Origin of the sequence: Bradyrhizobium sp. CCBAU 45384 (genome assembly GCF_028128665.1) — a bacterium.
Lineage (GTDB): Bacteria > Pseudomonadota > Alphaproteobacteria > Rhizobiales > Xanthobacteraceae > Bradyrhizobium > Bradyrhizobium manausense.
On the sequence record NZ_LBIZ01000117.1, the window covers coordinates 306,513 to 329,747 of the forward strand.

Genomic DNA, 23,235 nt, shown 5'->3' on the forward strand with positions numbered 1-23,235 from the left:
ATACAAGATGACCAAAGCGCTCGAGGGCGTTCGCATTCTCGACTTCACCCATGTCCAGTCAGGACCGACCTGCACGCAGCTGCTGGCCTGGTTCGGCGCCGACGTGATCAAGGTGGAACGCCCCGGCGTGGGTGACATCACCCGCGGCCAGTTGCAGGACATCCCGAACGTGGACAGCCTGTATTTCACCATGCTCAACCACAACAAGCGTTCGATCACGCTCGACACCAAGAACCCCAAGGGCAAGGAAGTCCTCACCGAGCTGATCAAGAAGTGCGACGTGCTGGTCGAGAATTTCGGCCCCGGCGTGCTCGACCGCATGGGCTTCCCCTGGGAGAAGATCCAGCAGATCAACCCGAAGATGATCGTCGCGTCGATCAAGGGCTTCGGCCCCGGACCGTACGAAGACTGCAAGGTCTATGAGAACGTGGCGCAGTGCACCGGCGGCGCCGCCTCCACCACCGGCTTCCGCGACGGGCTTCCGCTCGTCACCGGCGCGCAGATCGGCGACAGCGGCACCGGCCTGCATCTCGCGCTCGGCATCGTCACCGCGCTCTACCAGCGCACCCACACCGGCAAGGGCCAGCGCGTCACCGCGGCGATGCAGGACGGCGTGCTCAACCTCGCCCGCGTCAAGCTGCGCGACCAGCAGCGCCTCGCCCACGGCCCGCTCAAGGAATACAGCCAATACGGCGAAGGCATTCCGTTCGGCGATGCCGTGCCGCGCGCCGGCAACGATTCCGGCGGCGGCCAGCCCGGCCGCATCCTGAAGTGCAAGGGCTGGGAGACCGATCCCAACGCCTACATCTACTTCATCACCCAGGCCCCGGTCTGGGAGAAGATCTGCGACGTGATCGGCGAGCCCAGCTGGAAGACCGATCCGAACTACGCCAAGCCGGCGGCCCGCCTGCCGCGCCTCAACGAGATCTTTGCTCGCATCGAACAATGGACGATGACCAAGACCAAGTTCGAGGCGATGGAGATCCTCAACAAGGACGACATCCCCTGCGGCCCGATCCTGTCGATGAAGGAGCTCGCCGAGGACCAGTCGCTGCGCGCGACCGGCACCGTGGTCGAGGTCGATCACCCGACCCGCGGCAAGTACCTCTCGGTCGGCAACCCGATCAAGCTGTCGGATAGCCCGAGCGACGTCACCCGCTCGCCGCTGCTCGGCGAGCATACCGACGAGATCCTGCGCGCGGTGCTCGGCTTCTCCGATCACCAGGTCGCCGAGATCCACAAGTCGGGCGCGCTCGACCCGCCGCAGAAGCAGGCCGCCGAGTAAGCGGCACCACATTGCGTCAAAACGAAAGGGCCGCCCTTCGGGGCGGCCCTTTTTGCATCAGCAAGACCGTGCGGCTGCGAGCACACGCCAAAGACCAAAAACAACCCCATGCACAGTAGCCAACCTCGCCGGGCCAAGAGCAAATTTCGTATTTAGCGAATTTTCTTGACTCGTCGGGCAAAACAGCGGTAAAAGGCTATCATCGAGACGTTTCTTCCTGATGCCCTGCCCTATCGCTTCAGCTCCCTGATAACGTCGGCCATGCGCGTGTCGCCAGGCAAGAGGCGCCCAAGGTGCTCGGCATACTCCAGAGCGGCAACGGCGTCCCCTTTCTCACGGCTGAAATTCAGTGCGGCTGACAGCAGTTCCAGATTGTCGGGATGCCCGCGCAGACCTTCCTTCAGGACCGCAAGCGCATCATCGTGCCGGCCGGCCGAATGCAGCCCGATTGCATACACGTAGGCGTAGCGCGGCTGGCCCGGGTCCAGCGCCGCAGCCTGCTGCAGCTCTTCGATTGCTGCTTCGTTGCGCTTCTGGCGCACCAGCGTCAGACCGAGCGCGTGGTGGAGAGATGCCTCCTGCGCCGACACAGATAGAGCCTCGCGCAGGACCCGCTCGCCGTCGCTGTCGCGTCCGAGTTGCCGATACAGGTCAGACAGATTGATGGCGGCGGCCGCAAACGAGGGATCGAGCTTGAGTGCGGCGCGGTATTCGGCTTCCGCCCGATCGGCGCTGGCCTGGCGGGCGAGGAAATTGCCGAGCGCCGTGCGCGCCTCCGGCCGATCCGCGTTCAGCTTCTGCGCCTCGACGAATTCGGCAGCCGCCTGTGTGAACTTGTCGCGATCGGCCGCAGGCTGGCGTGCAGCGGGCACGGCGGCGAGAAGCTCGGCGGCGCGGATGCGCACGCCACGCACGGGATCGGTCAGTTGCGACGCGGCGAGCGACCAGAGCTGATCGGTCGGGGCTCCTTCTAGCCCATCGAGCGCGCCGAGCCTCACGAGCGGATCAGAATCAGAAAGTCCGCGCCGGGTCAGATCTAAGATCGGCGCGGGAAGCTCGGCCAGCGCGCTGGCGCGGACGATTCCGGCAACGTCGTCCGATGCTGCGATCGCCGCCAGCAACGCTTGCGCGTCGGACGCCTCGCGCCAAGCGGCGTGAAATGCGCCCGCGTAGGTCTGATAGCCGCGCCGCCCAGGGCCAAGCCAAGTTTCGAACTGTTGCGCGGCCCAATTCGCGGATCTGTCACGATGGCAGTCGTTGCACGCATTCGGTGCGCCCGTCTGCACGGAAAGATCAGGGCGCGGAACGCGGAAGCCATGGTCGTGGCGATGGTCGATGACCATATAGCGACGCTCCGGCATGTGGCAGGACGGGCAACCCGGCGGCGGGGAGACGTCAGCATGATGCCGGTGAGCGGGCGACTGATACTTGTCCGGCGCATGGCACTGCGCACAGGCGCCGTCCCCGGGCGCCTTCAGCGCTGCGCTATGCGGATCGTGGCAGTCGCTGCAAGTTACGCCTTTGGCAAACATCCTGCTCTGCTTGAACGGGGCGTAGTTGTAGGTCTCCTCATCGTCGCGCATCTGGCCGTCGGCATGGAAACGCTGGCGGTCGAGCAACGACACGCGATGCGTCTCGGAGAGCGGCCGTCCCGGCGTCCAATCTTCCGAAAGCTGTCCGCGGCGGGCATGGCAGCGCCCGCAGGTCTCGACCTCCTTGCGCAGCGCTGCTGCTGGCGCACTCCGTGTCGGCGTCGGCGTCCCGGCGGAGGCTGACCACGTGATGCCGGTGCGCTCGTCAAAACGGACCAGCAGGCCGTTTTCGGCGCTACGTGCGGAGGGCGTCTGGCGGCCCCACGTGACATGGCGCGAACCCGCCCCGTGACAGGCCTCGCAGCCGATGCTGATCTCCGAGAACGTGGTCGCGAAGCTATTCTTGTCCGGATCATAGTTCTTGTGCACGTCGGTCGAATGGCACTCGGCGCACATGAAGTTCCAGTTCTGGTTCAGCTTCGTCCAGTGCAGAGGATCGTCGTGGGTGATCGCGCCGTCCGGATAGAGATGAAACCAGCGCTGGCCGCCATGCTCTTTCGGCCGCGTGTCCCATGCGATAGACAAGGCCTGCACACGGCCGTCCGGAAATTCGATCAGATATTGCTGCAGCGGATCGACGCCGAAGGTGTATTTCACCTCGAACGTGGCGAGCTTGCCGTCCGGTCCGTCGGTCTCGACCAGAAACGTCCTATCCTTGCGGAAGAAACGTGTGAGCGTGCCGGCATAGTCGAAGGTTGCACCATTGAAATCCCCACGCACGGACTCCTCGGTGGCATGATCCATAGCGTGACGGTGCTGGGAGCTCTGCCAAAGCTTCGCTTCCGTCGCGTGGCACCCGCTGCAGGTCTGGCTGCCGACGAAGCTCGGCGCCGCCGCGTGCGACGGGATCGGAGAATCCGGTCTCGCGAACCAGTAGAACGCGCCGGCAGCCACAAGAGCCAGCAAGCCGAAACCGATCGCCGGTCCGAGGCTTCGCTTGCGCGCGACGGGTTGAGGCCGTTGCGGCGTCTCAGACGGCGACGCCGGCCGCGGGCTTGCCGGGGGTTTCTGACGCTTGCGGTTCTTTCCGGAGCCTTTTGCCACGTCCGTCTGCCGATCCGAGCGCCTTACCTTATGCGGGTTCCTGGTCGGGAAAGAGGTTTGACGTGCAGTCGCATTATCGAAGCGGCTCGACCTTGGCCGCCATGTCCGGCGCGCGGCTGATCCTGTAGGTCGCGTTGCTGCACTTGAGCACCCAAACCCCGTGATCGGGCTTTGATCGTCGCCGGTCGACGGTGGCGCTGAGCGCCTTGTCGCAGACGAAGCCTTGCGAGCGGATCTGTACTCCGAGCATGGACTGCAGGGTTTCCTGAACGGTCTCGGCACGGGAAGTCGTCGATCCAACCATCGTGCCTGCCAGCACCAGCAAACTGAGTGTCTTGTACATGTCGCTTTTCCAATATCGCGAGGGACCTGCAGTCGTGCAGGAACACCGTCAAGCTCCAGTTCAACCGCTAAATCGAGAAGTCTTCGCCGTCTCCCAGTCTCTCATTCCACGCCATGAGCGACCGAGGAGGAAGGAGAATATCGCGTGCAGCGCGACCGCCGGCCACAGCAGTATGCCCGTCAACTGGCCCCCGATGCCAACATAAGCAAGGTAGATCGTCGCCAGCACGTTGTAGAGCAGTAGCGCACGAATGGATGACGTCAGGCTGCTCGCAGTGGCCGATGGCCAAGTAGCGAGCGTCAATCCGAGTAAAGCGATAGCCGTCAACCGGCCGAGCGCCATGCCGGCGTCGGAGAATTCGGCGCCGAACACCAGCCACGCGAACCATGATGGCCGAACGAACAGAACTAGACCGGTAGCCGCGGCCTCCGCGGCCGCGGCTACAACCGTCCATCTCGTCGCGGACCCGTGTTCAGACACGTCGAAACTCTCCGCCCAGACGAAACTCATCCCACTCGCTTGATTGGCGGAATCTTGTAGCTGCCATCAAGCAGCGGCTTGCTCGGCTGATACACGCGCATCGTCAGGTTGAACGGAAGGCTCGGCGGGCATGGCAGCCAGTTCGCCTCTTTGTCGGCGCCGGGCGTTTGAGCCTGGATGTAGATGTCCAGCGAACCATCCGCGTTATACTTGAGCGGCATTCCCGAAAGAATCCCGTAGCGGTTGATCGCGTTCCGCACGTAGAAATTCTCGCGATAGGGCGAGACGGACCAGACGCCGCTGGCTGAGGGCGGAAACTCATCCTTCCCGAAATGCAGAACGTACTTGGCGGCGCTGTCCAGGACGTTTCCGTCGCCATCGACCAATACGCTTGGGTAGACGCAATCATCCGACGTCAACGCGCCGAGCCCGAACCACGCGATAAGCGCGCGGGTGTCGTAGTCGGTACCATATCTCCCGATGTTGAGGATGTTTAGCCAGCCGTTTACGTTCGGCGCTTCGTAAGGCCCCTGCTGAAACTTCAGCCAAACCTCTCCCGGCGCGTCGTTCAGCCCCTTGATAATGGCACGATCCAGCTTGCTGGTGTCCAACTCCCTGCCCGGTTCAATGCCAAGCTTCTTGAGTTTCTCGAGCATCTTGGTGTCGGCCGGATAGGGCGGGTTGTCTTTCAGCAGCGTCGCCAAACGCTTGAAGAACATCTCCCCCGTCATCAGTCGGACCTGATCGTACGGCGTCGCGGTGAGGTCCACGGTCGGATCGATCGGAACGTCGTTGGGCGGTGTGTACGGCTTGCCCCATGCGCTGAGTGGCGTGATGAGGAGCTGATCTTGCAGGGCATGGATTTCCGGAAAGTCCTGCGGGCCGGCGGCCGACATCTGCACGAGCAACCATGCGAATCGCGTCGGGCATCGGTAGACGTCCTTGATGTCCGACGGGGACGTGCCGTTCCATTTCGGTCCGGCGACGAGGAACTTGCCGGCTCCGGTGCCGGTCGTGCGGCTGCCGATCGAAGCGAAATCATCGGTCCACATGTTCATCAACTGCAGCACGATGTAACGCCCCTTCGTGTCGGGGTGCGACGCAACGAGCGGCTCCTTGTCGAGATCGAGGATGGCGAACGACCACACCGAGTTGACACTGACTCGGACGACATCCTTGAAATCGGGACTGACATAGCCCCTCATTCGACCGAACTGATTGATCGGCGCCTTGTATTCGCCGGACTTCGACGTCGCTGTCATGACGCCGTTCGTCACATCCATCAAGACCAGCGGGAAGCCATAGACGTAGCACTCCATGCCGAGCAGGTACGCGACCTCCTCTTTCACATCGTCTTTCAGGTCCTTAAGGTCTCCCAGCTCTCCCTTCAGGAATTGTCCCAGCTTTTCCGCTCGAGTCTGCGCTGTACTCGATCCTGGCAACGTGGCGGCGGCACCGAGCGCCAGAGCGCCCAGCCCCAGGTCACGACGCCTCAGGCTGATCGAATTCATCAACTGATTGGCGATGTTCATGGCGTTCTCCTGCCTTGAGGTCGATCGCGGGCTCAATGGAGTGCTAGTTCTTGCTGCCTATCGTTTGTGGCTTCTGCTCCGGCTCGAGCTTGAACGTCAGCTTGTTGATCTTGCCGGTGAACTTGAATGGAGGATCGTAGCGATATTCCACGAGCGCTACGCCGGTGCGCGTGTCCTGGCCGACGTCGAAGGTTTCATCCTCGGGAAGCGTGACCGGGACGGAGTTCTCCATCGAATTCCGAGCCACTTCCTTGCCGTCCATGGAGAGCACACCCGTTCCGCCCTTGCCCAGGCCTGGACCATCGGGCTTGTAATCGAAGACAATGGTGTGCTTGCCGACGCTCAGTTCGGGCCCCTCCCACGTCGTGCGCTTGAGGTCGAGCAGGTTGTAGAGGAACACGACCTTGCCGCGTCCGACGCCGAATTCGCCCTTGCTCAGGAACAAGCCGTAGCCGCCGAAGCGCCCGCCATGGGTGACGATCATCCCTTCCGCTCCGCCTTCGGGGATGTCGACTTCAGCCGTGATCGTGTAACTCTTGTTCAGGATATCCGGCGCTGCACTGGCCGGCGTGCCGATCAGTTCGCCCGAATAGGTGAAGACCGTCCGCCCGGCGGTGAGACTCGGGCGCGGCGTGTTCCAGCGCGCCAGCGTCGAGTTGTCGAGCGGCAGAACGTTGTACTTCCTGGCTTCAGTGTAGAACAGATCCTGCATCCGCTTGAGCTTGTCGGGCATCGTCGCAGCGAGATCATTGAACTGCGTCGGGTCCTCCTTGACGTTGTAGAGCTCCCAGTTGTAGCCGGTGATCACATCGGGCGGCGTCTTGGTGCTGAGCTCCCAGGGGAGCGTCGCAGGCGTCGTGGCCGCCACCCATCCGTCCTGATAGATGGCGCGATTGCCGAGCATCTCGAAATATTGCGTGCTGTGGCGCGACGCCGTGTCGGCGTTCGCCTTGTCCCACGTATACGTCATGCCGACGCCTTCGATGGGAATCTGCTTGATCCCGTTGATGGTGTCGGGCTGCGAAATGCCGGTCGCTTCGAGAATGGTCGGCACGATGTCGATGACGTGATGGAACTGGCGGCGGATGCCGCCCACATCGTTGATATGCCCGGGCCAGGACATGACCACGCCTTGGGCCGTCCCGCCGAAGTGGGATGGCACCTGCTTCACCCACTTGAAGGGCGTATCCATCGTCCACGCCCAGCCCGCCGCGAAATGCGGGAACGTGCGCTCCGATCCCCAGAACGGGTACCAGAGTAACTGGTCCTTCACCGGCACGGGAACGCCGTTGAAGGTGGTGAACTCGTTCGGCGTGCCGCTGAGCATGCCTTCGGCGCTGGCACCGTTGTCGCCACCGATGTAGATGATCAGGGTATTGTCGAGTTCGCCGAGGTCTTCGACCGCCTGGATGACCCGTCCGATCTCATGATCGGCATAGGCGAGATAGGCTCCGTAAACATCCGCCTGCTTGATGAAGAGCTTTTTCTCGTCCCAGCTTAGCGTATCCCATTCCGGCAGGTCCTTCGGCCAAGGGGTGAGTTTGGCGTTCTCGGGCATGATGCCGAGCCGCTTCTGGTTGGCGAAGATCTTTTCGCGCACCTTGTTCCAGCCCTCGTCGAACAGATGCATGTCGCTGATCTTCTTGACCCACTCGGACGTCGGGTGATGCGGCGCATGGGTGGCGCCCGGCACGTAATAGATGAAGAACGGCTTGTCCGGTGCGACCTCCTTGAGCTGCTTCATATGCTGAATGGCTTCGTCGGCCATCGCAGTTTCCAGATTCCAGCCGGGATTGCCCTGGAAGGGATAGATCGCGGTCGTGTTGCGGAAGAGGTTCGGCTGCCACTGGCTCGCGTCGCCACCGACAAACCCGTAGAAATAGTCGAAGCCCATTCCGTTCGGCCACTGGTCGAACGGTCCGGCCTGGCTCGACTGATAGGAGGGCGTGTTGTGGTCCTTGCCGAACCACGAAGTCGCGTAGCCGTTCGCTTTCAGGATGGTGCCGATCGTGCCTTTCTCGATTGGGATGATCGAGTCGTAACCCGGAAAACCAGTTGCGATCTCGCCCACCACGCCGTAACCGACCGAGTGGTGATTCCGCCCGGTAATCAGCGCTGCGCGCGTCGGCGAGCAAAGTGACGTCGAATGGAAGTTCGTGTAGCGCAGTCCGGCCTTCGCGATCCGATCCATGCTGGGTGTTGGTATGACACCGCCGAAGGTGCTGGGCGCGCCAAAGCCCTGGTCATCAGTCATGATCAGCAGCACGTTGGGTGCCCCCTTCGGCGGCACAACGCGCGGCGGCCACCAGGGCGTCGAGTCGGAAGCCTTCTCCTTGATCACCCCGCCAAATTTCGGATCGGGCGGCGGGAGCTGATTGCCGGGAATTGTGATCGTCGCACCAGGTGCACCAATTGGCGCTGCGGTCTGTGATGCCTGCTGTGCAAACGCCGTCGCCCACGCGAGCGATGATGCCGACACGATAATCGCAAAGACCTTGCGCGTATTCATCGTAAATCCTCCTAGAGGACGAAGTCTTTCCTGATCATGTGAAGTCAATTTTGCCGCGGGACCGCCCGAGGCGGCCCGGCGGCATACGGCATCACTGCTTGACGCATTCCTGGACGAACTTGATACGCTCCATCATGCCGAGATCCTTCGCCTCGGCCTGCTTGCGGCAGCCTTCGCGCTTGTCGATCCGCAACTGGATCTTGTCGACGAGGCTGAGGCCAACGGTGCCGACTTGCGGCTCGGCGGAGGCCGTCTTGCTAGCATCGGCCGAGGGGCCATCACCGGCCGCGCGCGCGGCCTCCTGCAATCGCTTGACGTCGTCCGGGCTCAGCTTCGGCCGCTCTATGTCGAGCGTGAGCTTGTTGATCTTGCCGGTGAAGGCGAACGGCGTCTGATAGTCGTTGTCGTCAACCGGGGTGCCGGTGTCGGAGCCGATGTCGAACGCTTCATCCCATTGCAGGATGAACGGCAGCGTCTGCTCCATCTTCTCCGTGGCCACCGCCTTGCCGTCGACCTTCAGCGTGCCGGTGCCGCCCTGGCCGATGCCGGTATAATCGCCGAACATCATCGTGGCCGCGCCAAGACCATCGTACTTGAAGTCAAACTCGATCAGGTGCTTGCCGGGGGTCAGATCAGGTCCCTCCCAACGCACGCGCTTCAGGTCGACGAGGTTCCACGTGAAGACTGGCTTGTTCTTGAGGACATAGAAGCCATAGCCCCCGAAACGCCCTCCCTGCGTCACGAGCATGCCCTCGGCGCCGCCATCTGGAATATCGACGTCGACCTTGAAGTTATAGGAGGCGTTGAGCAGGCTCGGCGCGTCGCCGTTCGGCGTGCCGGTCATCGGTCGGGTCCAGGCAAAGTTCGTGCGGCCCGCGCTCAGACTGGGACGCGGAGTAATCATGCGCGACGCCACCGTCGAATCGAGCGGCAGCACCTGATATTTTTCCGCCTCCTTCCAGAACAGCGCCTGCAACTCCTTCAGCTTGTCCGGATTCTTGGCAGCAACGTCCTCGGCTTGCGTCCAGTCGTTGCGCAGGTCATAGAGCTCCCAGGGATAGTCGCCCGGGTTCGGCAGCTTCGCGACCGTCACCCACGGCGGCCGCAGGACCTTTGTGCTGGCGATCCAGCCGTCATTGTAGATTGCCCGATCAGCAAACATCTCGAAATACTGCGTCGTGTGTGTCGTTGCCGCATTCGCGTTCTTGGCATCGAACGTGTACATCATGCTGACGCCCTCGATCGGGCTTTGCTTGATGCCGTCGACGATGTCCGGCTGCTTGATCTGTGCGGCCTCAAGAATGGTCGGCACGATGTCGATGACGTGATGGAACTGGGCGCGGATGCCGCCCTTGTCCTTGATGGCAGCCGGCCAGGATACCGCCATGCCCTGCCGCGTGCCGCCGAAATGCGAGACGATCTGCTTGGTCCAGGAGAATGGCGTGTCGAATGCCCAGGCCCAGCCGATCGACATGTGGTTGTAGGTCTTGTCAGTACCCCACACGTCGTAGAAATATTTGAGCTGATCCTCGACTGACGGGGTGACCTGGTTGAACATCGCCACTTCGTTAGGCGTACCGGTCGGCTGGCCCTCCGCGCTCGTGCCGTTGTCGCCCTCGATGTAGATGACCAGGGTGTTGTCGAGCTTGCCCAGATCATCGATCGACTGGATCACACGACCGATCTCGCTGTCAGCATAAGCCACGTAGGCCGCGAACACATCGGCCTGGCGGATGAAGAGCTTCTTCTCGTCGTCCGAGAGCTGGTCCCATTCCTTGATCAGGTCTTTCGGCCATGGGGTCATCTTCGCATTCTGCGGAATGACGCCGAGCCGCTTCTGGTTCTCGAAGATCGTGTCGCGCAGCTTGTTCCAGCCTTGGTCGAACAGGTGCATGTCGCTGATCTTCTTCACCCACTCGGGCGTCGGATGATGCGGGGCATGCGTTGCACCGGGCGCGAACTTGACGAAGAACGGCGTATCGGGCGACAGCGCATTCATGCGGTTGACGTAGTCGATGGCTTCATCGGCCATCGCCGTCATCAGATTCCAGCCGGGCTTGCCGACATAGGGATGGATCGGCGTCGTATTGCGGACGAGGTTGCCGGGCTCCCACTGGTTGGTGTCGCCGCCCATGAACCCGTAGAAATATTCGAACCCCATGCCGGTCGGCCACTGGTCGAACGGGCCGGCCTGACTCGCCTGATATTCGGGCGTGTTGTGGTTCTTGCCGAACCAGGCGGTGTGATAGCCGTTGTCGGTCAGGATCCGGCCGATCGTGGCCTTATCCTTGGTGATGATGCTGTCATAGCCGGGATAGCCGGTCGCCTGCTCGGCGATCACGCCATAGCCGACCGAGTGATGATTGCGTCCCGTGATCAGCGCAGCTCGCGTCGGCGAGCACAGCGCGGTCGAATGGAAATTGGTGTAGCGCAGTCCGTTTTGCGCAATTCGGTCGAGCGCGGGCGTCGGGATCACGCCGCCGAACGTGCTGGGAACACCGTAACCCGCATCGTCAGTGATGATCAGGAGGACATTCGGCGCGCCTTTAGGGGGCACCACGCGAGCCGGCCAATAGGGTTTCGAATCCCGGGCATCGCGCTCGATCTTCCCGCCGAATTTCTGCGGTTGCGGCGGAAGCTGATTGCCGGGAATGGTGATCGTCGCGGCCGGCGAACCGGGTGGCGGTGCGGTTTGTTGCGCCTGCTGCGCAAATGACGGCGCTGAAAAGGCAAGTGTAAACGCAAATGCAGAGACGAAGGATCGGGCAGCGCTCATTGCAATTCCTCCCTCCAAATGAAGAATCATGATCTGCCCACGGCATCAAAAAGGGCCTTGATGTAGATCAACGCATCAAATGGTGGTTCAAGTTCGGAGCGACTTTTCTGCGCAACGTGAGCGGATGGGCGCGTTGCCGAGATAGCCTGAACCGTTCTTTCTCCCTGGAGGTAAGATAGCGCTGTACTGTGCTTCGTTTGCTACATTCGATTGCCAAATATTCCTGCTGCCTTAGGTAGTTGTGGCCAGCGTAGACGCCTTTGTCATATCGTCGGCATCGTACCAGGCGCTCCCCACTGAGCGAAGCTTGTGGTTCGGGAGAAGTCATCATGGGGATGATGAAGGCGTTTGCGGTCATTGCAATTGCAGCCGTCGCATCAGTACCGACCAAGGCCTCGGCCGATGAAAGCGGTATCAGCTTCTGGATTCCCGGCACATTCGGCAGCCTCGCTGCCACCCCTCAGCAGCCGGGCTGGACGGCCGCCGCGATCTACTATCACACCTCGGTGTCCGCCGGAGCCGACGTAGCCCGCGCGAGAGAGATTCAGATCGGGCGCATCCCTGCAAATCTGACGGCGACGTTGAACGCAAACGTCAATGCCAATGTGGATCTCGGGTTGTTGAACGCGACCTACGTGTTTGCAACGCCGGTGCTGGGCGGTCAGGCCTCTGCCAGCCTGATCGGCATCTACGGGGCGAATACCACCTCGCTTAACGGATTGGTCACGGGCACACTGGCACTGCCGGGCGGCTCGATTCCCTTCTCTCGCTTCGATTCCATCAGCGACTCCGTGACAGGCTTCGGCGACCTGATCCCACAGTTCGCGTTGCGCTGGAATGCCGGTGTCAACAACTACATGACCTATGTCATGGGCGACATCCCGGTCGGGGCTTACCAGTCGACCCGCCTCGCCAATATCGGGCTCGGGCATGGGACGATCGACGCTGGCGGCGGCTATACTTATTTCAATCCGCAGACGGGGCATGAACTGTCCGGCGTGCTCGGCCTCACATACAATTTCAAGAACACCGACACGCAGTATCAGAGCGGCGTCGACATGCATTTCGATTGGGGCGCCTCACAATTCCTGACCAAGCAGGTCCAGGTCGGTCTCGTAGGTTACGTCTACAAGCAACTCGGCTGCGACAGCGGCTCCGGCGATCGCGTCGGTTGCTTCCGCTCGCAGGTCGCGGCCGCAGGCCCGCAGGTCGGCTTCATCTTCCCGGTGGGCGACATGCAGGGCTATCTGAACCTGAAGGCTTACAAGGAGTTCGCCGCGGAAAACCGGCCCGAGGGCTGGAATGCCTGGGTGACCTTTGTCATCTCGCCTGCGGCGCCGCCCCCGGCTGTGACGCCGACAAAGCACATCATCACGAAGTGACAGGCGCGGCATTGTCAGGCGCGTTGTTTGGGTTGATTTGAATCAACGTCGATCCCGAAATGCCGTGGCTCCCTGTCCCATATTGGTTGCAGCGTCCGGGCGGCGCGCGGGCACTGTCAACTGTCAAACGATCCGATCCCTTCTTTTCGATCGTTGAGTACAGCCATGATAAGCGCTCGCTTTGTTGCCGTGCTTGCGACTTTTCAAATTGGGCTCGCTCCGCCAGCCCATGCAGCGGACCATTACGTTCGTCCAACTGGTGCAAAGGCTCAGGTCTCGCGTTCACCGTCCCCTGTTTCTCCAGCCTGGCGCGGCTTCGTGTTGCGGCAGGATCTGTTTGATCGTGCCAATCCAAACAATCTCAGGTCCGATTGGTCCCCACCGCCGGCTCAGCCGGGGCAATTCTAGCAAGGAGACACAGATGAACAGCGCCCTGCTCTCACTTGCACTGCTTGCGGGTTCAATGGTCATACCGGCTTCTGATCGCGTTCCCGAACTGAAGGTCGAAGCGCTTTGCAAGGCGACGTCCGAAACGGACAAGTCGATGGGGCTGGCGTTGGCGCAAAGCTTTACCGATTGCATGCGCGATGAAACGACAGCGCAGCAGCAGCTCAGCACGGTGTGGTTGTCGGCCAAGCCCGCTGTCCGCGATGCCTGCGAAGGTGAGGCCATAACAGGAGGAACCCAAAGCTACGTCGATTTGCTCACCTGCATCCAAATGGCCGAGACCGCAACTGCGCTGGCATCGACGCCGCCGCTCAGAGGGGCTAGCAAGAACCGAAACAAGCAATAGTGGGCGCGGGCGGGCCGCTTTCGCCAGGTAGCACTACAATTCTGCAAGCGATGTCGATCGGCCCCGGCGCTGCTTTTGCCGCCACAAAACCGCGGCCAATTTCTGAATGCTCAGGTTCACTCGAAGGCCGCTGCTGATGTTATACAATGGCCAACCAGCGTACTCGACGCCGCAGAACTGGAGCGACTGCGTTCTAAAGGTCTAGTTGCGGTTAACAGCTACATCTATGAGTCAATCATTATGGCAGCAAAATCACGCAGCTTATGCGATCAAGTCTCCAGGATCATCAGCCGAGGCTTGCTAACGCGCCCGAAGCTGGCGTGCTGAATTCTCATTTGTCCGACCTTGGCTTCGCAGGCGCCGACCAGATCGCTGAGTTGGTGAAGCAAATTGCCGGAGGTCAAGCTCGCAACCGGGTACCGGGCCGTCCTTAGGGCCGACGCGACGTACCGTTAGAGGCGGATTGAGCAGGTACCCGGCCGACAAGTTCAGCTGTCGGACCCAGAACAGACATTGGTGTCTGATCACTGCTCCGAAGTCGAATTGTCGCCATCGCCATGTCACAGATCGTTGAAGGGCGTTCGTTGTGCTACAGCGTGCGACCGCAATTTATGCCGATATCATCCGTTTGCACGAATGCCCGCCCGATGCATCTTTACTATGCGCACAGCCAGGGAGGAGATGAGGCCATGACGACCAATGCTTTCTCGGATCTTACGCGGCTGATTAACGGCTATCAGATTTCGCAAGCCATTCACGTCGCGGCCCGCCTTGGCATCGCCGACCACCTCAGTCAGGGGCCGCTAAGCAGCAATGAACTTGCCCGGCTCAGCGGATCGCATCCGAGGACGCTTTATCGGCTGTTGCGGGCACTGGCTTCAGCCGGTGTTTTCCATGAGGCCGAGAACAGAACGTTCTCGCTCACAGCGATGGGCGAGTGCCTTCGTTCCGACTCGCCCACGCCACTCGACGGCTGGGCCGCCTATGTCGGCCGACCTTATGCCTGGCAGGCCTGGGCCCATCTTGAACACAGCGTCCGCACCGGCGAGAACGCCTTTCGGCACCTCAACGGTCAGAGCGCTTGGGAGTATCGCAGCACCCACCCGGATGAAAACGCGATTTTCAACCGAGCCATGACGGCCAATTCTCGCGGCGCCATCGAGGCTATCATCGCCGCCTGCGACTTCAGCCGCTTTCGTCACGTTGCTGACATCGGGGGCGGTGAAGGCCAACTGCTGGCGGGAATTCTCTCCGCAAACAAGGGCCTGCGCGGAACGCTGTTCGATCAGCCGCACGTGGTCGGCAAGGCGGCCGAAGTTCTGAACAGCCATGGTGTCGCCGACAGGTGCGACATCGTTGCCGGCAGTTTCTTTGAAAGCGTCCCGGGGGGCGCTGACGCGTATGTGATGCGGGCGATCATCCACGATTGGGACGACAAGGAAGCGATTTCCATCCTGAAGACCTGCCGCCGCGCCATGACTGATGACGCCAGACTGCTGCTCGTTGAACGGGTCGTGGAGCCGCCGAACGAGGGACTGATCTCGAAACTCAGTGACCTCAATATGCTCGTCATGCTCGGTGCGCTGGAAAGAACGTACGACGAGTATTCCGCGCTGTGTCGTACAGCCGGATTCGAGACGCGCGGCACGACTCGCGCGGGCTCGCTCTACCAGATCATCGAGGCGGTCCCCAGTAAGGCTGAACGCGTGTGAGGCTTTGCGTCACGGCCGTGAGGCGCGCCTCAGATACGCTTTCGTAGCCTGAGGTTTGGCCATGGCCCGCGGCGAGCCCTAGCTCTCAGCGATGCGAGGTCTGCATGCTTCAGGTGATCCGAAAGACGCCGGCAAACTCGGCGCGGCGCTCCTCTACTGTGCCCTCAATTTCACCTTGAGAGGACACCCGCACCGGCATAGGCTTGTCTTGTTTCAGAGAATTCATTTCTTTTAAGGAATTTGGCCATGCTTGCGGAATTCGCTGCACGACATGCCGCCGCTCGAAACATCCACTACGGCTGGGTGATGGCTGCGGTGGGATTTCTCTACTCCCTGTTTGCAAGCTCGGCGCTCGGCGTGCCCAGCGTCCTGATGCGGGAGATCGCTTCCGACGTCGGCGTCAGCATGGGCGAGTTGTCGGCCTCGCAAGGACTTCGCTTTGCGCTGTTCGGCCTCGTGGCACCGTTCGCCGGCGGCCTGATGCTCCGCTACGGACCGAGGATGATGCTGGCAATCGCCGGCACGCTGGCGCTGGCCGGATTGCTGCTGACGATCGTCATGACCAACCGGTTCGAGATGTGGCTCGGCCTCGGTCTGATTCTCGGCCTGGCGCCGGGGCTGACGGCGCTGCAACTCGCCGCCGTCATTTCGGTACGCTGGTTCACGACCCATCGCGGGCTGGTGGTCGGTCTCCTGAACGGATCGATCGCAACCGGCACCTTGATCTTCATGCCGCTCGGCGCGTGGATCGCCGAACATTGGGGCTGGCGTGTCGCGCTGCTGCCGTCCGGACTCGGTCTTCTGCTGTCGATCATCCTGTTTCTGTTGCTCGGCAAGGACCGCCCGCAGGAATTGGGCCTGGCGCCGCTTGGGGAGACGGTGATGCCGCCGATCCCCGCAATTCCCACACAGAGCTTTGCGACGATCAGCTTCCGCGGCCTGCGCCTTGCTTCAACCCGGCTGGTGTTCTGGGTGCTGTCGCTGACCTTCCTGATCTGCGGCGTATCGAGCTACGGGCTGACTTCGACCCACTTCGTCCCGTTCTGCGGCGATCTCGGCTTGCCGGCCGTGACGTCGGCAGGCCTGCTCGCCATGATCGGCGTGTTCGACCTGGTCGGCACGATCGGTTCTGGATGGTTGTCCGACCGCTTCGACAACCGATGGCTGCTGGCGATCTATTACGGCTTTCGCGGGCTTGCGCTGATCTGGCTGGTGGAGTCGAACGCAACGCTGGGCGCGATGAGCGCTTTTGCGATGCTTTACGGGCTGGACTTCATCGCGACCGTTCCGCCGACGGTAAAATTGACGGTCGGCGCGTTCGGGCGAGAGATGGGCCCGGTCATCTTCGGCTGGATCTTTGCGGCCCATCAGCTCGGCGTTGGCCTGATGGCCTTTGCCGCCGGCGTCAGCAGGGATGCGCTGGGGACCTACGTTCCAGCTTTTCTCGTCGCCGGGGTCCTCTGCCTGCTCGCCGCGGCAGCCTTTACGCTGGTGAAACGCCCGGCGGTGCCGGCTCCGGCATGACGATCAGAAGAAACGACGCAGTCGCGTCACCGCGCATCCGCTGTCTCAACGTGACGACGGTCCAGTCCAGCCTCGTAGGGTGGGCAAAGCGCAAGCGTGCCCACCACCTTTCGCCACGTTGGAAGATCGTGGGCACGGCGCAAATGCGCCTTTGCCCACCCTACGGCACCTGGTGTGCTCGTGCCCACCGTGTGACGTCGACGAATCTTGCGCTCCTGGCGAATTGATCGAGCGGATCTCGAGGCACGGCAAAAAGCCATCGACAGCGCGCCCATGGACAGGCTCTGCCCCACCCGCGCTATGATACCCGGGTCACCTCCCGCGGCTCGGCGGGCGATGAATGGCCGCGAGCGACGATGGCGCGACGAACCAGGCTGATGTGCTCACGGAGCGTATAGGCCTCGCTCGCGAATCCGGCCGGCGTGCGTATTCTGGCGACGGCCTCTTCGATGCGGGCAAGGTCGGCCTCCCACTTGTCCCTCGGCAAATCGCCTGTGCGCGCGGCAATGTCGCGCTCGAGCAGCGCCAGCTCACCGTACCACCGGTAGATGCGCGAGCGGACATGCCAGCGGACCAATTGGGGCAAATAGTGGAACAGCGGCAACAGGATTGCCGCCAGAGGCAACAAGATGATGATTGCGCGCTCGCCCCACGCCGCGATCCAGAACGGCAGATATTGGTAGAGGATCGTCCGACCGAAGCGTCTGTGCTGATCGGCATCGGTCGAGACAGGCAGGTCCACCTGGGCCGTGCCTGGGAATTCGCCGGCCTCCTCGAAAAGACCTTGCCGGCCGTGGATCTCCCTTGCGGCGTCGACCAACAAAAGCGTGATGGCCGGATGGAGATCCCTGCGCGATGCCAGCATCACCTTGGTGCCGATCAGGTCAATGTCCTTTTCCGGAATATGGTCCGCCAGGTCGATCACACCGGATGGCAATTTGAGCGTGCTGATGAAGTTGAGCCGTCGTCGATAGGCCTCGGCTCGCGTGAAGTTCAGCAAGCTCAGGGTCGGATCGCGCAGTGCGTTCCAGACGGCGGGATTGTCCGCTCCGTCGACAAAGACGACGGCGTCCACCTCGCGCGAGCGCAGCGCAATCAGCGCCGGAAGATTGCTCAAAGGCTCCATCGTGACATTGTCGGGAGTGAGACCGTTGAGCGCGAAAACGGACTCGCTGAACGAACGTGCCCCGCTGCCGGGAACACCAATGGCGACCTTGCGATTGCGCAGCTCATTGACGTAGTTCAACGGCTCTACCTTGCGGTAGAAAATCCAAAGCGGCACATAATAGAGGCTCGCCACCATGACCACGTCCTTGGCGTCGGACGCCTGCGACAGGCCGCCTTGGGTGAAGCCGATGTCCACGCCGGACTTCGGGTCCTGCAACAGAGCCAGATTGTCTGCCGGACCATTGGTGATCCGCTCTTCGACCGTGACCCCGGATCGTGCCAGAATTTCGATGTAGCGTTTTGCGTATTGGTGCAGCAGGCCATCTTCCAGGCCGGACGCCAGCACGATGTGGCGCGACGGAGCCGTCTGCCAAACATGCACCACCGCCCAGAGCGTTGCAGCGATCGATGCCAGGAGGACGATCGCGAGGCTCAGGCGGCCACGTGGCGAGAGATGTGCGAGGTATTCGGCCCTCACAACGCGCGCTTCACTGACGAGCGAACAAGGCGGCGGGTGCCGATGACGTGCGGAAAGTCAGCAGTAAATTTCATTGCGCGGCGCTTTCCGTTCATGAAGAAGCCCTCCCCTTTTGGAGAGCTCGCGCCATCGAACGCTTGACATAGGTCAAGACCTCGAGGCTCGCAAGAAATTCCGGGACGAATTGTCGGGTCCCGGACGCCTCGTTCGTCCTCGGGCCATGATCGGCCCCTAGACCTCGACGGCGATCAATTCATGAGGATAACAACCATGCCCAGCACTGTCCGCCTGCACCGCGTTCTCACCACCAGCCCCGAGAAACTCTATCGCGCCTTCGTGGAGGCGGATGCGCTGGCAAAATGGCTTCCGCCCAACGGCTTCACCTGCACCGTGCATCAGCATGAGCCGAAGGTCGGAGGAACTTTCAAAATGTCGTTCCGGAATTTCACGACCGGCAGCGGCCATAGTTTCGGCGGCGAATATCTCGAGCTCGTGCCTGGCGAACGCCTGCGCTACACCGACAGGTTCGACGATCCGAACTTGCCCGGCGAGATCGAGGTGACGGTGATGCTGAGGAAAGTCCTTGTCGGTACCGAGCTCGACATCACGCAATCAGGCATTCCCGACGCGATCCCGCCGGAAGCCTGCTATCTCGGCTGGCAGGAATCGCTGCGCAACCTTGCGCGCCTGGTCGAGCCCGAGATCAAGCCGTAGCTCGCGAACACCTCTCCCCAGTATCGTAGGGTGGGCGAAGCGAAGCGTGCCACCATTTGCCTCTATCGCCAACAGATGGTGGGCACGGCGCAAGAGCGCCTTTGCCCACCCTACGCCACCTGTCAGGATCACACCTTAGCTGGGACCGCCTTGGCGTCGCCGGGAGTTGCGGCCAGACCGTCCCTGCCAATACGGATTCTCCTGGCACATGGCCGAGAGTCCCGAAGCCGTCATCCGGCATTGATCCATCGACGTATAGCTGCAGTCGTAGCTGATGAAGCCCCGCGCGTACCACCTCTGAAGGCACACCGGAAAGCGCGGATCGTAGCGTTGAGCCGTGGCCGGGACGGCGCCGAGGACCGTTGTCGTACCCGCCAGGATCATCCAGCACAGAACACGCATCTCGTGGCCTTTCCCGGATTTCAAATCGGACTCTTTTTGAGCATGATCTTTCCGGAAAACCGCTTCACACTTTTCCGGATCATGCTCCAGCCAGGCCGACGCCGCCTTTGTAACCGCCCGGAGCCATCCAGGTAAAGATCGTGAAGTTGACGCAGCTACGCGCGCGGCTTCAGCCCGCCATCCGCGGTCCAGCGATCCGGCTCGGGACTGTGCCCGATCAGTGCGAGGCCGTAGGCGATCGACTCGAACTGGTCGCCCGACATCAGCCGCTCGTTGCCGAAGCGGTCGGCGAACAGTTTTCGCACCGCCGGCACGAAGGACGTGCCGCCGGTCAAGAACACCTTCTCCACCTCGCGCGCGGTGATGCGGGCCTCGCCCAGCACCTTGTCGACGGTGGCGCCGAGGCGCGCGATGTCGTCGGCGATCCAGGACTCGAACCTCTTCCGCGTGATGGCCGCGCCGATGTCGACGCCGCCACCTTTGAAGCGGAAGTCGACCTCATCCTTGGCCGACAGCGCGACCTTGGCGTCGGAGACCGCGCGGTAGAGCGAGAAGCCGAGGTCGAGGTCGACGATGGTGATGAAATCCTCAAGCTGATCCGGCTTCAGCGCCGTGCGCGCGAGTTCGCGGAGCTCGCGCAGGTCGCCGTTGCTCTTCATCAGCGCGAGCTGATGCCAGCGCGCCAGGTTGGTGTAGTGGCTGTTCGGGATCGGCAGCACCTTGTCGAACGAGCGGAAGCTCGAGCCCTTGCCGAGGCGCGGCGAGACGATGTGATCGACGATGCGATAGTCGAACGTGTCGCCGGCAATGCCGATGCCGGCATGGCCGAGCGGCTCGGCGCGCAAATGGCCGCCGGCGCGCGAGAAACGCATCACCGAGAAATCGCTGGTGCCGCCGCCGAAATCCGCAACCAGCACGGTGGCATCGCGCTCCAGCCTTCGGGCAAAGGAGAACGCCGCGCCGACGGGCTCGTAGACATAGCGGGCATGGCCGGCACCGAGACGTTCGAAGGCGGCGCGGTAGCGCTGCATGGCCAGGTCATCGTCGGGATTGCCGCCGGCAAAGCGCACGGGGCGGCCGACGGTGATGTTCGCCGCCTCGAAGCCGAATTTGTCGCCGCCATGGCGCGCCAGCGTGCGCAGGAACGCAGCGAGGATGTCCTCGAACTTGAAGCGCTGCCGGAACACTTGCGTGGTGTTGAAGCTCGAGCTGGCCGCGAAGGTCTTGAACGATTGCAGGAAGCGGTAGACGTGGCGCCCCTCGAGAAACTGCTCGATCGCCCACGGCCCGCCTTCGGCCTGGGCGCCGGCGCCCGGCCGGTCCTCCCAGAAGCACAGCGCCGAGACATAGGTGCTGTGGCGTTGCCCGCCGTGCTCGAAGCGGATGGCTTCGACCCGGCGGTCGTCTGCCGCGAGGGCGACGACGGTATTGCTGGTTCCAAAATCGATGCCGATCGAGACGGCGGGCGAGGCGCTCGACATGAACCACTCTGACGGTTGGATGGAAGGGGGCGCACCACTACCGGCTCGGCACGGCGCTGCCAAGACCTTTGATTGTGCATCGCGTCAGACGGAATAGCCCGGATTCAGCAGCATTTGGTTGTCTTAAGCCCAAATCGGCCTTTCAGTGCATCATTTTGCTGCAATGCGAAGAGCTCCATGCTGCTATGCACTGGCATGCATGGACATTGGCATCTGGTATACATAAAACAACCTTCGAAATGAGACAGCAGTTCTGACTGTCTCGGGAAAGGGAATTCCATGTCCAAGACCGCTTCCGTCGCGCTCGCACCCTCCGCCTCGCTGTTCGCCCGCCTCATGGCCGCGATCGACCGCTTGCTGATGGCGAGCGCCGAGATTTCGAACCAGAACGGCGACCTGCCCCGGTTCGGCCTGTAAGGACCATCCGAGGTCCCCGCGCGTCGAATTGTCGCGCCGGTTGCAAATCCAGCGAATTCCTACTTTTGAAGAATGGCTCCGCACTGCGGAGCCATTTCTATTTGGGATCGGGCTCACGCGTGCACCCCCGGTCAACGGGGTTGCGTCATAAGCGCACAATGGGTCTGGCGCGCTTGAAGCTTGGCATAATGAATACAAGAATGCCGCCAACGCTCGCTCAAAAGACAGAAGCGCAACTGGAGGATTCATGACGGACATGGTGCAGGCAACAACGGCCTCTACCGCCGCACGCGTCAGCGACACCTATCGCTGGGCGCAATTGGCGATCGGCGTGGCGGCGATGGTGATGATCGCCAACTACCAATATGGCTGGACCTTCTTCGTCCCCGACATCCAGAAGACATTCGGTTGGGATCGCGCCTCGATCCAATGGGCCTTTACGCTGTTTGTTTTGTTCGAGACCTGGCTGGTGCCGGTCGAAGGATGGTTTGTCGACAAATACGGTCCGCGCATCGTGGTGCTGGTCGGCGGCGTGCTCTGCGCGATCGGCTGGGCCATCAACGCGCAGGCCACCACGCTCAACGGCTACTATCTCGGCATGATCATCGCGGGCATCGGCGCCGGCGGCGTCTACGGCACCTGCGTCGGCAACGCGCTGAAATGGTTTCCCGACAAGCGCGGCCTTGCAGCGGGCATTACCGCAGCCGGTTTCGGTGCGGGCTCCGCGCTGACGGTCGCGCCGATCCAGGCCATGATCAAGGACTCTGGCTTCCAGACCACCTTCCTCTATTTCGGCCTCGGACAAGGCATCATCATCTGCATCCTCGCCTTCTTCCTGCTGGCGCCGAAGCCCGGCCAGGTGCCGAACGTCGTGGCCAATGCCGCCTTGCAGCAGAGCCGCCGCAACTACCAGCCGACCGAAGTTCTGCGCCAGCCGATCTTTTGGCTGATGTACTTCATGTTCGTGATCGTCGGCGCCGGCGGACTGATGGTGACGGCGAACCTGAAACCGATCGCGGTCGACTGGAAGGTCGACGCCGTGCCGGTGACGCTGATCGGGATGACCATGACCGCGGTGACGTTCGCAGCGACGATCGACCGCGTGCTCAACGGATTGACGCGTCCGTTCTTCGGCTGGATCTCCGACATGATCGGCCGCGAGAACACCATGTTCATCGCCTTCGGCATGGAAGGCTTCGGCATCTGGATGCTCTATCTCTGGGGCCACGATCCGATCTGGTTCGTGATCCTGTCGGGCTTCGTGTTCTTTGCCTGGGGCGAGATCTACTCGCTGTTTCCCTCGACCTGCACCGACACGTTCGGGGCGAAGTTCGCGACCACCAATGCCGGCCTGCTCTACACCGCCAAGGGCACCGCCGCGTTGCTGGTGCCACTGGCGAACTACATGCAGCAAAGCTCCGGGCATTGGGACAACGTGTTCATCCTGGCTGCCGGCGCCAACATCCTGGCCTCGCTGCTCGCGCTATTGGTGCTGAAACCCTGGCGCAGGGTCGTGGTGGCGCACTCGACCATCTGACTTCGCAATCGCAGCATAACTGTCGTGGAAAACGCCCGGCTTCACCGCCGGGCGTTTTCATTTTCCC

At 61.9% G+C, this 23,235-nt stretch carries 17 protein-coding genes; 8 read left to right on the forward strand and 9 right to left on the reverse strand.

Annotation, left to right across the window (positions count from 1 at the left end):
• Positions 1-7 precede the first annotated feature (7 nt).
• Positions 8-1,285, forward strand: a complete 1,278-nt coding sequence (gene frc / locus XH80_RS32940; protein WP_271602197.1) for a formyl-CoA transferase — start codon at positions 8-10, stop codon at positions 1,283-1,285.
• A 230-nt stretch (positions 1,286-1,515) separates the two neighbouring features.
• On the opposite strand, the gene XH80_RS32945 is transcribed toward frc, so the two are convergent.
• The 6 genes from XH80_RS32945 to XH80_RS32970 form a co-directional block, all read right to left on the reverse strand.
• On the reverse strand, positions 1,516-3,621 hold the full coding sequence (locus XH80_RS32945) for a tetratricopeptide repeat protein (protein WP_271602198.1): 2,106 nt from the start codon (positions 3,619-3,621) through the stop codon (positions 1,516-1,518).
• 373 nt (positions 3,622-3,994) lie between these two features.
• Complete coding sequence (locus tag XH80_RS32950; protein WP_271602199.1) at positions 3,995-4,264, reverse strand: hypothetical protein; 270 nt, start codon at positions 4,262-4,264, stop codon at positions 3,995-3,997.
• A 60-nt stretch (positions 4,265-4,324) separates the two neighbouring features.
• Positions 4,325-4,774 (reverse strand): hypothetical protein, encoded by a 450-nt coding sequence (locus tag XH80_RS32955; protein ID WP_271602200.1) that lies wholly within the window; start codon positions 4,772-4,774, stop codon positions 4,325-4,327.
• The gene (locus tag XH80_RS32960) at positions 4,771-6,276 is read right to left on the reverse strand and encodes a DUF1254 domain-containing protein (RefSeq protein WP_271602201.1); all 1,506 of its coding nucleotides are present in this window, start codon (positions 6,274-6,276) and stop codon (positions 4,771-4,773) included. Before XH80_RS32960 ends, XH80_RS32955 begins: the two co-directional genes overlap by 4 nt.
• A gap of 43 nt (positions 6,277-6,319) precedes the next feature.
• Positions 6,320-8,785 carry an arylsulfatase gene (locus XH80_RS32965; RefSeq protein WP_271602202.1) on the reverse strand — a complete coding sequence of 822 codons (2,466 nt, stop codon included), beginning with the start codon at positions 8,783-8,785 and terminating at the stop codon, positions 6,320-6,322.
• A gap of 91 nt (positions 8,786-8,876) precedes the next feature.
• Entirely contained in the window at positions 8,877-11,561 is a 2,685-nt protein-coding gene (locus XH80_RS32970) for an arylsulfatase (RefSeq protein WP_271602203.1), read from the reverse strand.
• Positions 11,562-11,899: 338 nt separating this feature from the next.
• On the opposite strand from XH80_RS32970, the gene XH80_RS32975 reads away from it, so the two are divergent.
• From XH80_RS32975 to XH80_RS32990, 4 genes are all read left to right on the forward strand, one after another.
• Entirely contained in the window at positions 11,900-12,943 is a 1,044-nt protein-coding gene (locus XH80_RS32975; protein WP_271602348.1) for a SphA family protein, read from the forward strand.
• 421 nt (positions 12,944-13,364) lie between these two features.
• Positions 13,365-13,736: a hypothetical protein gene (locus XH80_RS32980; RefSeq protein WP_271602204.1), complete on the forward strand. Its 372-nt coding sequence runs from the start codon at positions 13,365-13,367 to the stop codon at positions 13,734-13,736.
• A gap of 689 nt (positions 13,737-14,425) precedes the next feature.
• Positions 14,426-15,448, forward strand: a complete 1,023-nt coding sequence (locus XH80_RS32985) for a methyltransferase (protein WP_271602205.1) — start codon at positions 14,426-14,428, stop codon at positions 15,446-15,448.
• A 246-nt stretch (positions 15,449-15,694) separates the two neighbouring features.
• The gene (locus XH80_RS32990; protein WP_271602206.1) at positions 15,695-16,972 is read left to right on the forward strand and encodes an MFS transporter; all 1,278 of its coding nucleotides are present in this window, start codon (positions 15,695-15,697) and stop codon (positions 16,970-16,972) included.
• A gap of 298 nt (positions 16,973-17,270) precedes the next feature.
• Here the strand turns inward: XH80_RS32990 and XH80_RS32995 are convergent, their stop codons facing one another.
• Positions 17,271-18,485 (reverse strand): TAXI family TRAP transporter solute-binding subunit, encoded by a 1,215-nt coding sequence (locus tag XH80_RS32995; RefSeq protein WP_271602207.1) that lies wholly within the window; start codon positions 18,483-18,485, stop codon positions 17,271-17,273.
• 402 nt (positions 18,486-18,887) lie between these two features.
• Between XH80_RS32995 and XH80_RS33000 the strand changes: the two genes are divergently transcribed.
• Positions 18,888-19,331 (forward strand): SRPBCC family protein, encoded by a 444-nt coding sequence (locus XH80_RS33000; protein WP_271602208.1) that lies wholly within the window; start codon positions 18,888-18,890, stop codon positions 19,329-19,331.
• 135 nt (positions 19,332-19,466) lie between these two features.
• Here XH80_RS33000 and XH80_RS33005 read toward each other — a convergent pair whose 3' ends face one another.
• Together XH80_RS33005 and XH80_RS33010 are read right to left on the reverse strand one after the other, a co-directional pair.
• Complete coding sequence (locus XH80_RS33005) at positions 19,467-19,733, reverse strand: DUF3551 domain-containing protein (protein ID WP_271602349.1); 267 nt, start codon at positions 19,731-19,733, stop codon at positions 19,467-19,469.
• A 155-nt stretch (positions 19,734-19,888) separates the two neighbouring features.
• On the reverse strand, positions 19,889-21,214 hold the full coding sequence (locus XH80_RS33010; RefSeq protein ID WP_271602209.1) for an Hsp70 family protein: 1,326 nt from the start codon (positions 21,212-21,214) through the stop codon (positions 19,889-19,891).
• A gap of 279 nt (positions 21,215-21,493) precedes the next feature.
• On the opposite strand from XH80_RS33010, the gene XH80_RS33015 reads away from it, so the two are divergent.
• Entirely contained in the window at positions 21,494-21,631 is a 138-nt protein-coding gene (locus XH80_RS33015) for a hypothetical protein (RefSeq protein WP_271602210.1), read from the forward strand.
• A gap of 247 nt (positions 21,632-21,878) precedes the next feature.
• Positions 21,879-23,168 (forward strand): oxalate/formate MFS antiporter, encoded by a 1,290-nt coding sequence (oxlT, locus tag XH80_RS33020; protein WP_271602211.1) that lies wholly within the window; start codon positions 21,879-21,881, stop codon positions 23,166-23,168.
• Positions 23,169-23,235 lie beyond the last annotated feature (67 nt).

Coding starts and splice junctions, on each gene's coding strand:
- XH80_RS32945 (WP_271602198.1), bottom strand. CDS start 3,621: ATGGATCATGCCACCGAGGAGTCCGTGCGTGGGGATTTCAATGGTGCA.
- XH80_RS33010 (WP_271602209.1), bottom strand. CDS start 21,214: ATGTCGAGCGCCTCGCCCGCCGTCTCGATCGGCATCGATTTTGGAACC.
- XH80_RS33005 (WP_271602349.1), bottom strand. CDS start 19,733: ATGCGTGTTCTGTGCTGGATGATCCTGGCGGGTACGACAACGGTCCTC.
- XH80_RS32965 (WP_271602202.1), bottom strand. CDS start 8,785: ATGAATACGCGCAAGGTCTTTGCGATTATCGTGTCGGCATCATCGCTC.
- XH80_RS32985 (WP_271602205.1), top strand. CDS start 14,426: ATGACGACCAATGCTTTCTCGGATCTTACGCGGCTGATTAACGGCTAT.
- frc (WP_271602197.1), top strand. CDS start 8: ATGACCAAAGCGCTCGAGGGCGTTCGCATTCTCGACTTCACCCATGTC.
- XH80_RS32970 (WP_271602203.1), bottom strand. CDS start 11,561: ATGAGCGCTGCCCGATCCTTCGTCTCTGCATTTGCGTTTACACTTGCC.
- XH80_RS32950 (WP_271602199.1), bottom strand. CDS start 4,264: ATGTACAAGACACTCAGTTTGCTGGTGCTGGCAGGCACGATGGTTGGA.
- XH80_RS33000 (WP_271602208.1), top strand. CDS start 18,888: ATGCCCAGCACTGTCCGCCTGCACCGCGTTCTCACCACCAGCCCCGAG.
- XH80_RS32955 (WP_271602200.1), bottom strand. CDS start 4,774: ATGAGTTTCGTCTGGGCGGAGAGTTTCGACGTGTCTGAACACGGGTCC.
- XH80_RS32960 (WP_271602201.1), bottom strand. CDS start 6,276: ATGAACATCGCCAATCAGTTGATGAATTCGATCAGCCTGAGGCGTCGT.
- XH80_RS32990 (WP_271602206.1), top strand. CDS start 15,695: ATGCTTGCGGAATTCGCTGCACGACATGCCGCCGCTCGAAACATCCAC.
- XH80_RS32975 (WP_271602348.1), top strand. CDS start 11,900: ATGAAGGCGTTTGCGGTCATTGCAATTGCAGCCGTCGCATCAGTACCG.
- XH80_RS33015 (WP_271602210.1), top strand. CDS start 21,494: ATGTCCAAGACCGCTTCCGTCGCGCTCGCACCCTCCGCCTCGCTGTTC.
- oxlT (WP_271602211.1), top strand. CDS start 21,879: ATGACGGACATGGTGCAGGCAACAACGGCCTCTACCGCCGCACGCGTC.
- XH80_RS32980 (WP_271602204.1), top strand. CDS start 13,365: ATGAACAGCGCCCTGCTCTCACTTGCACTGCTTGCGGGTTCAATGGTC.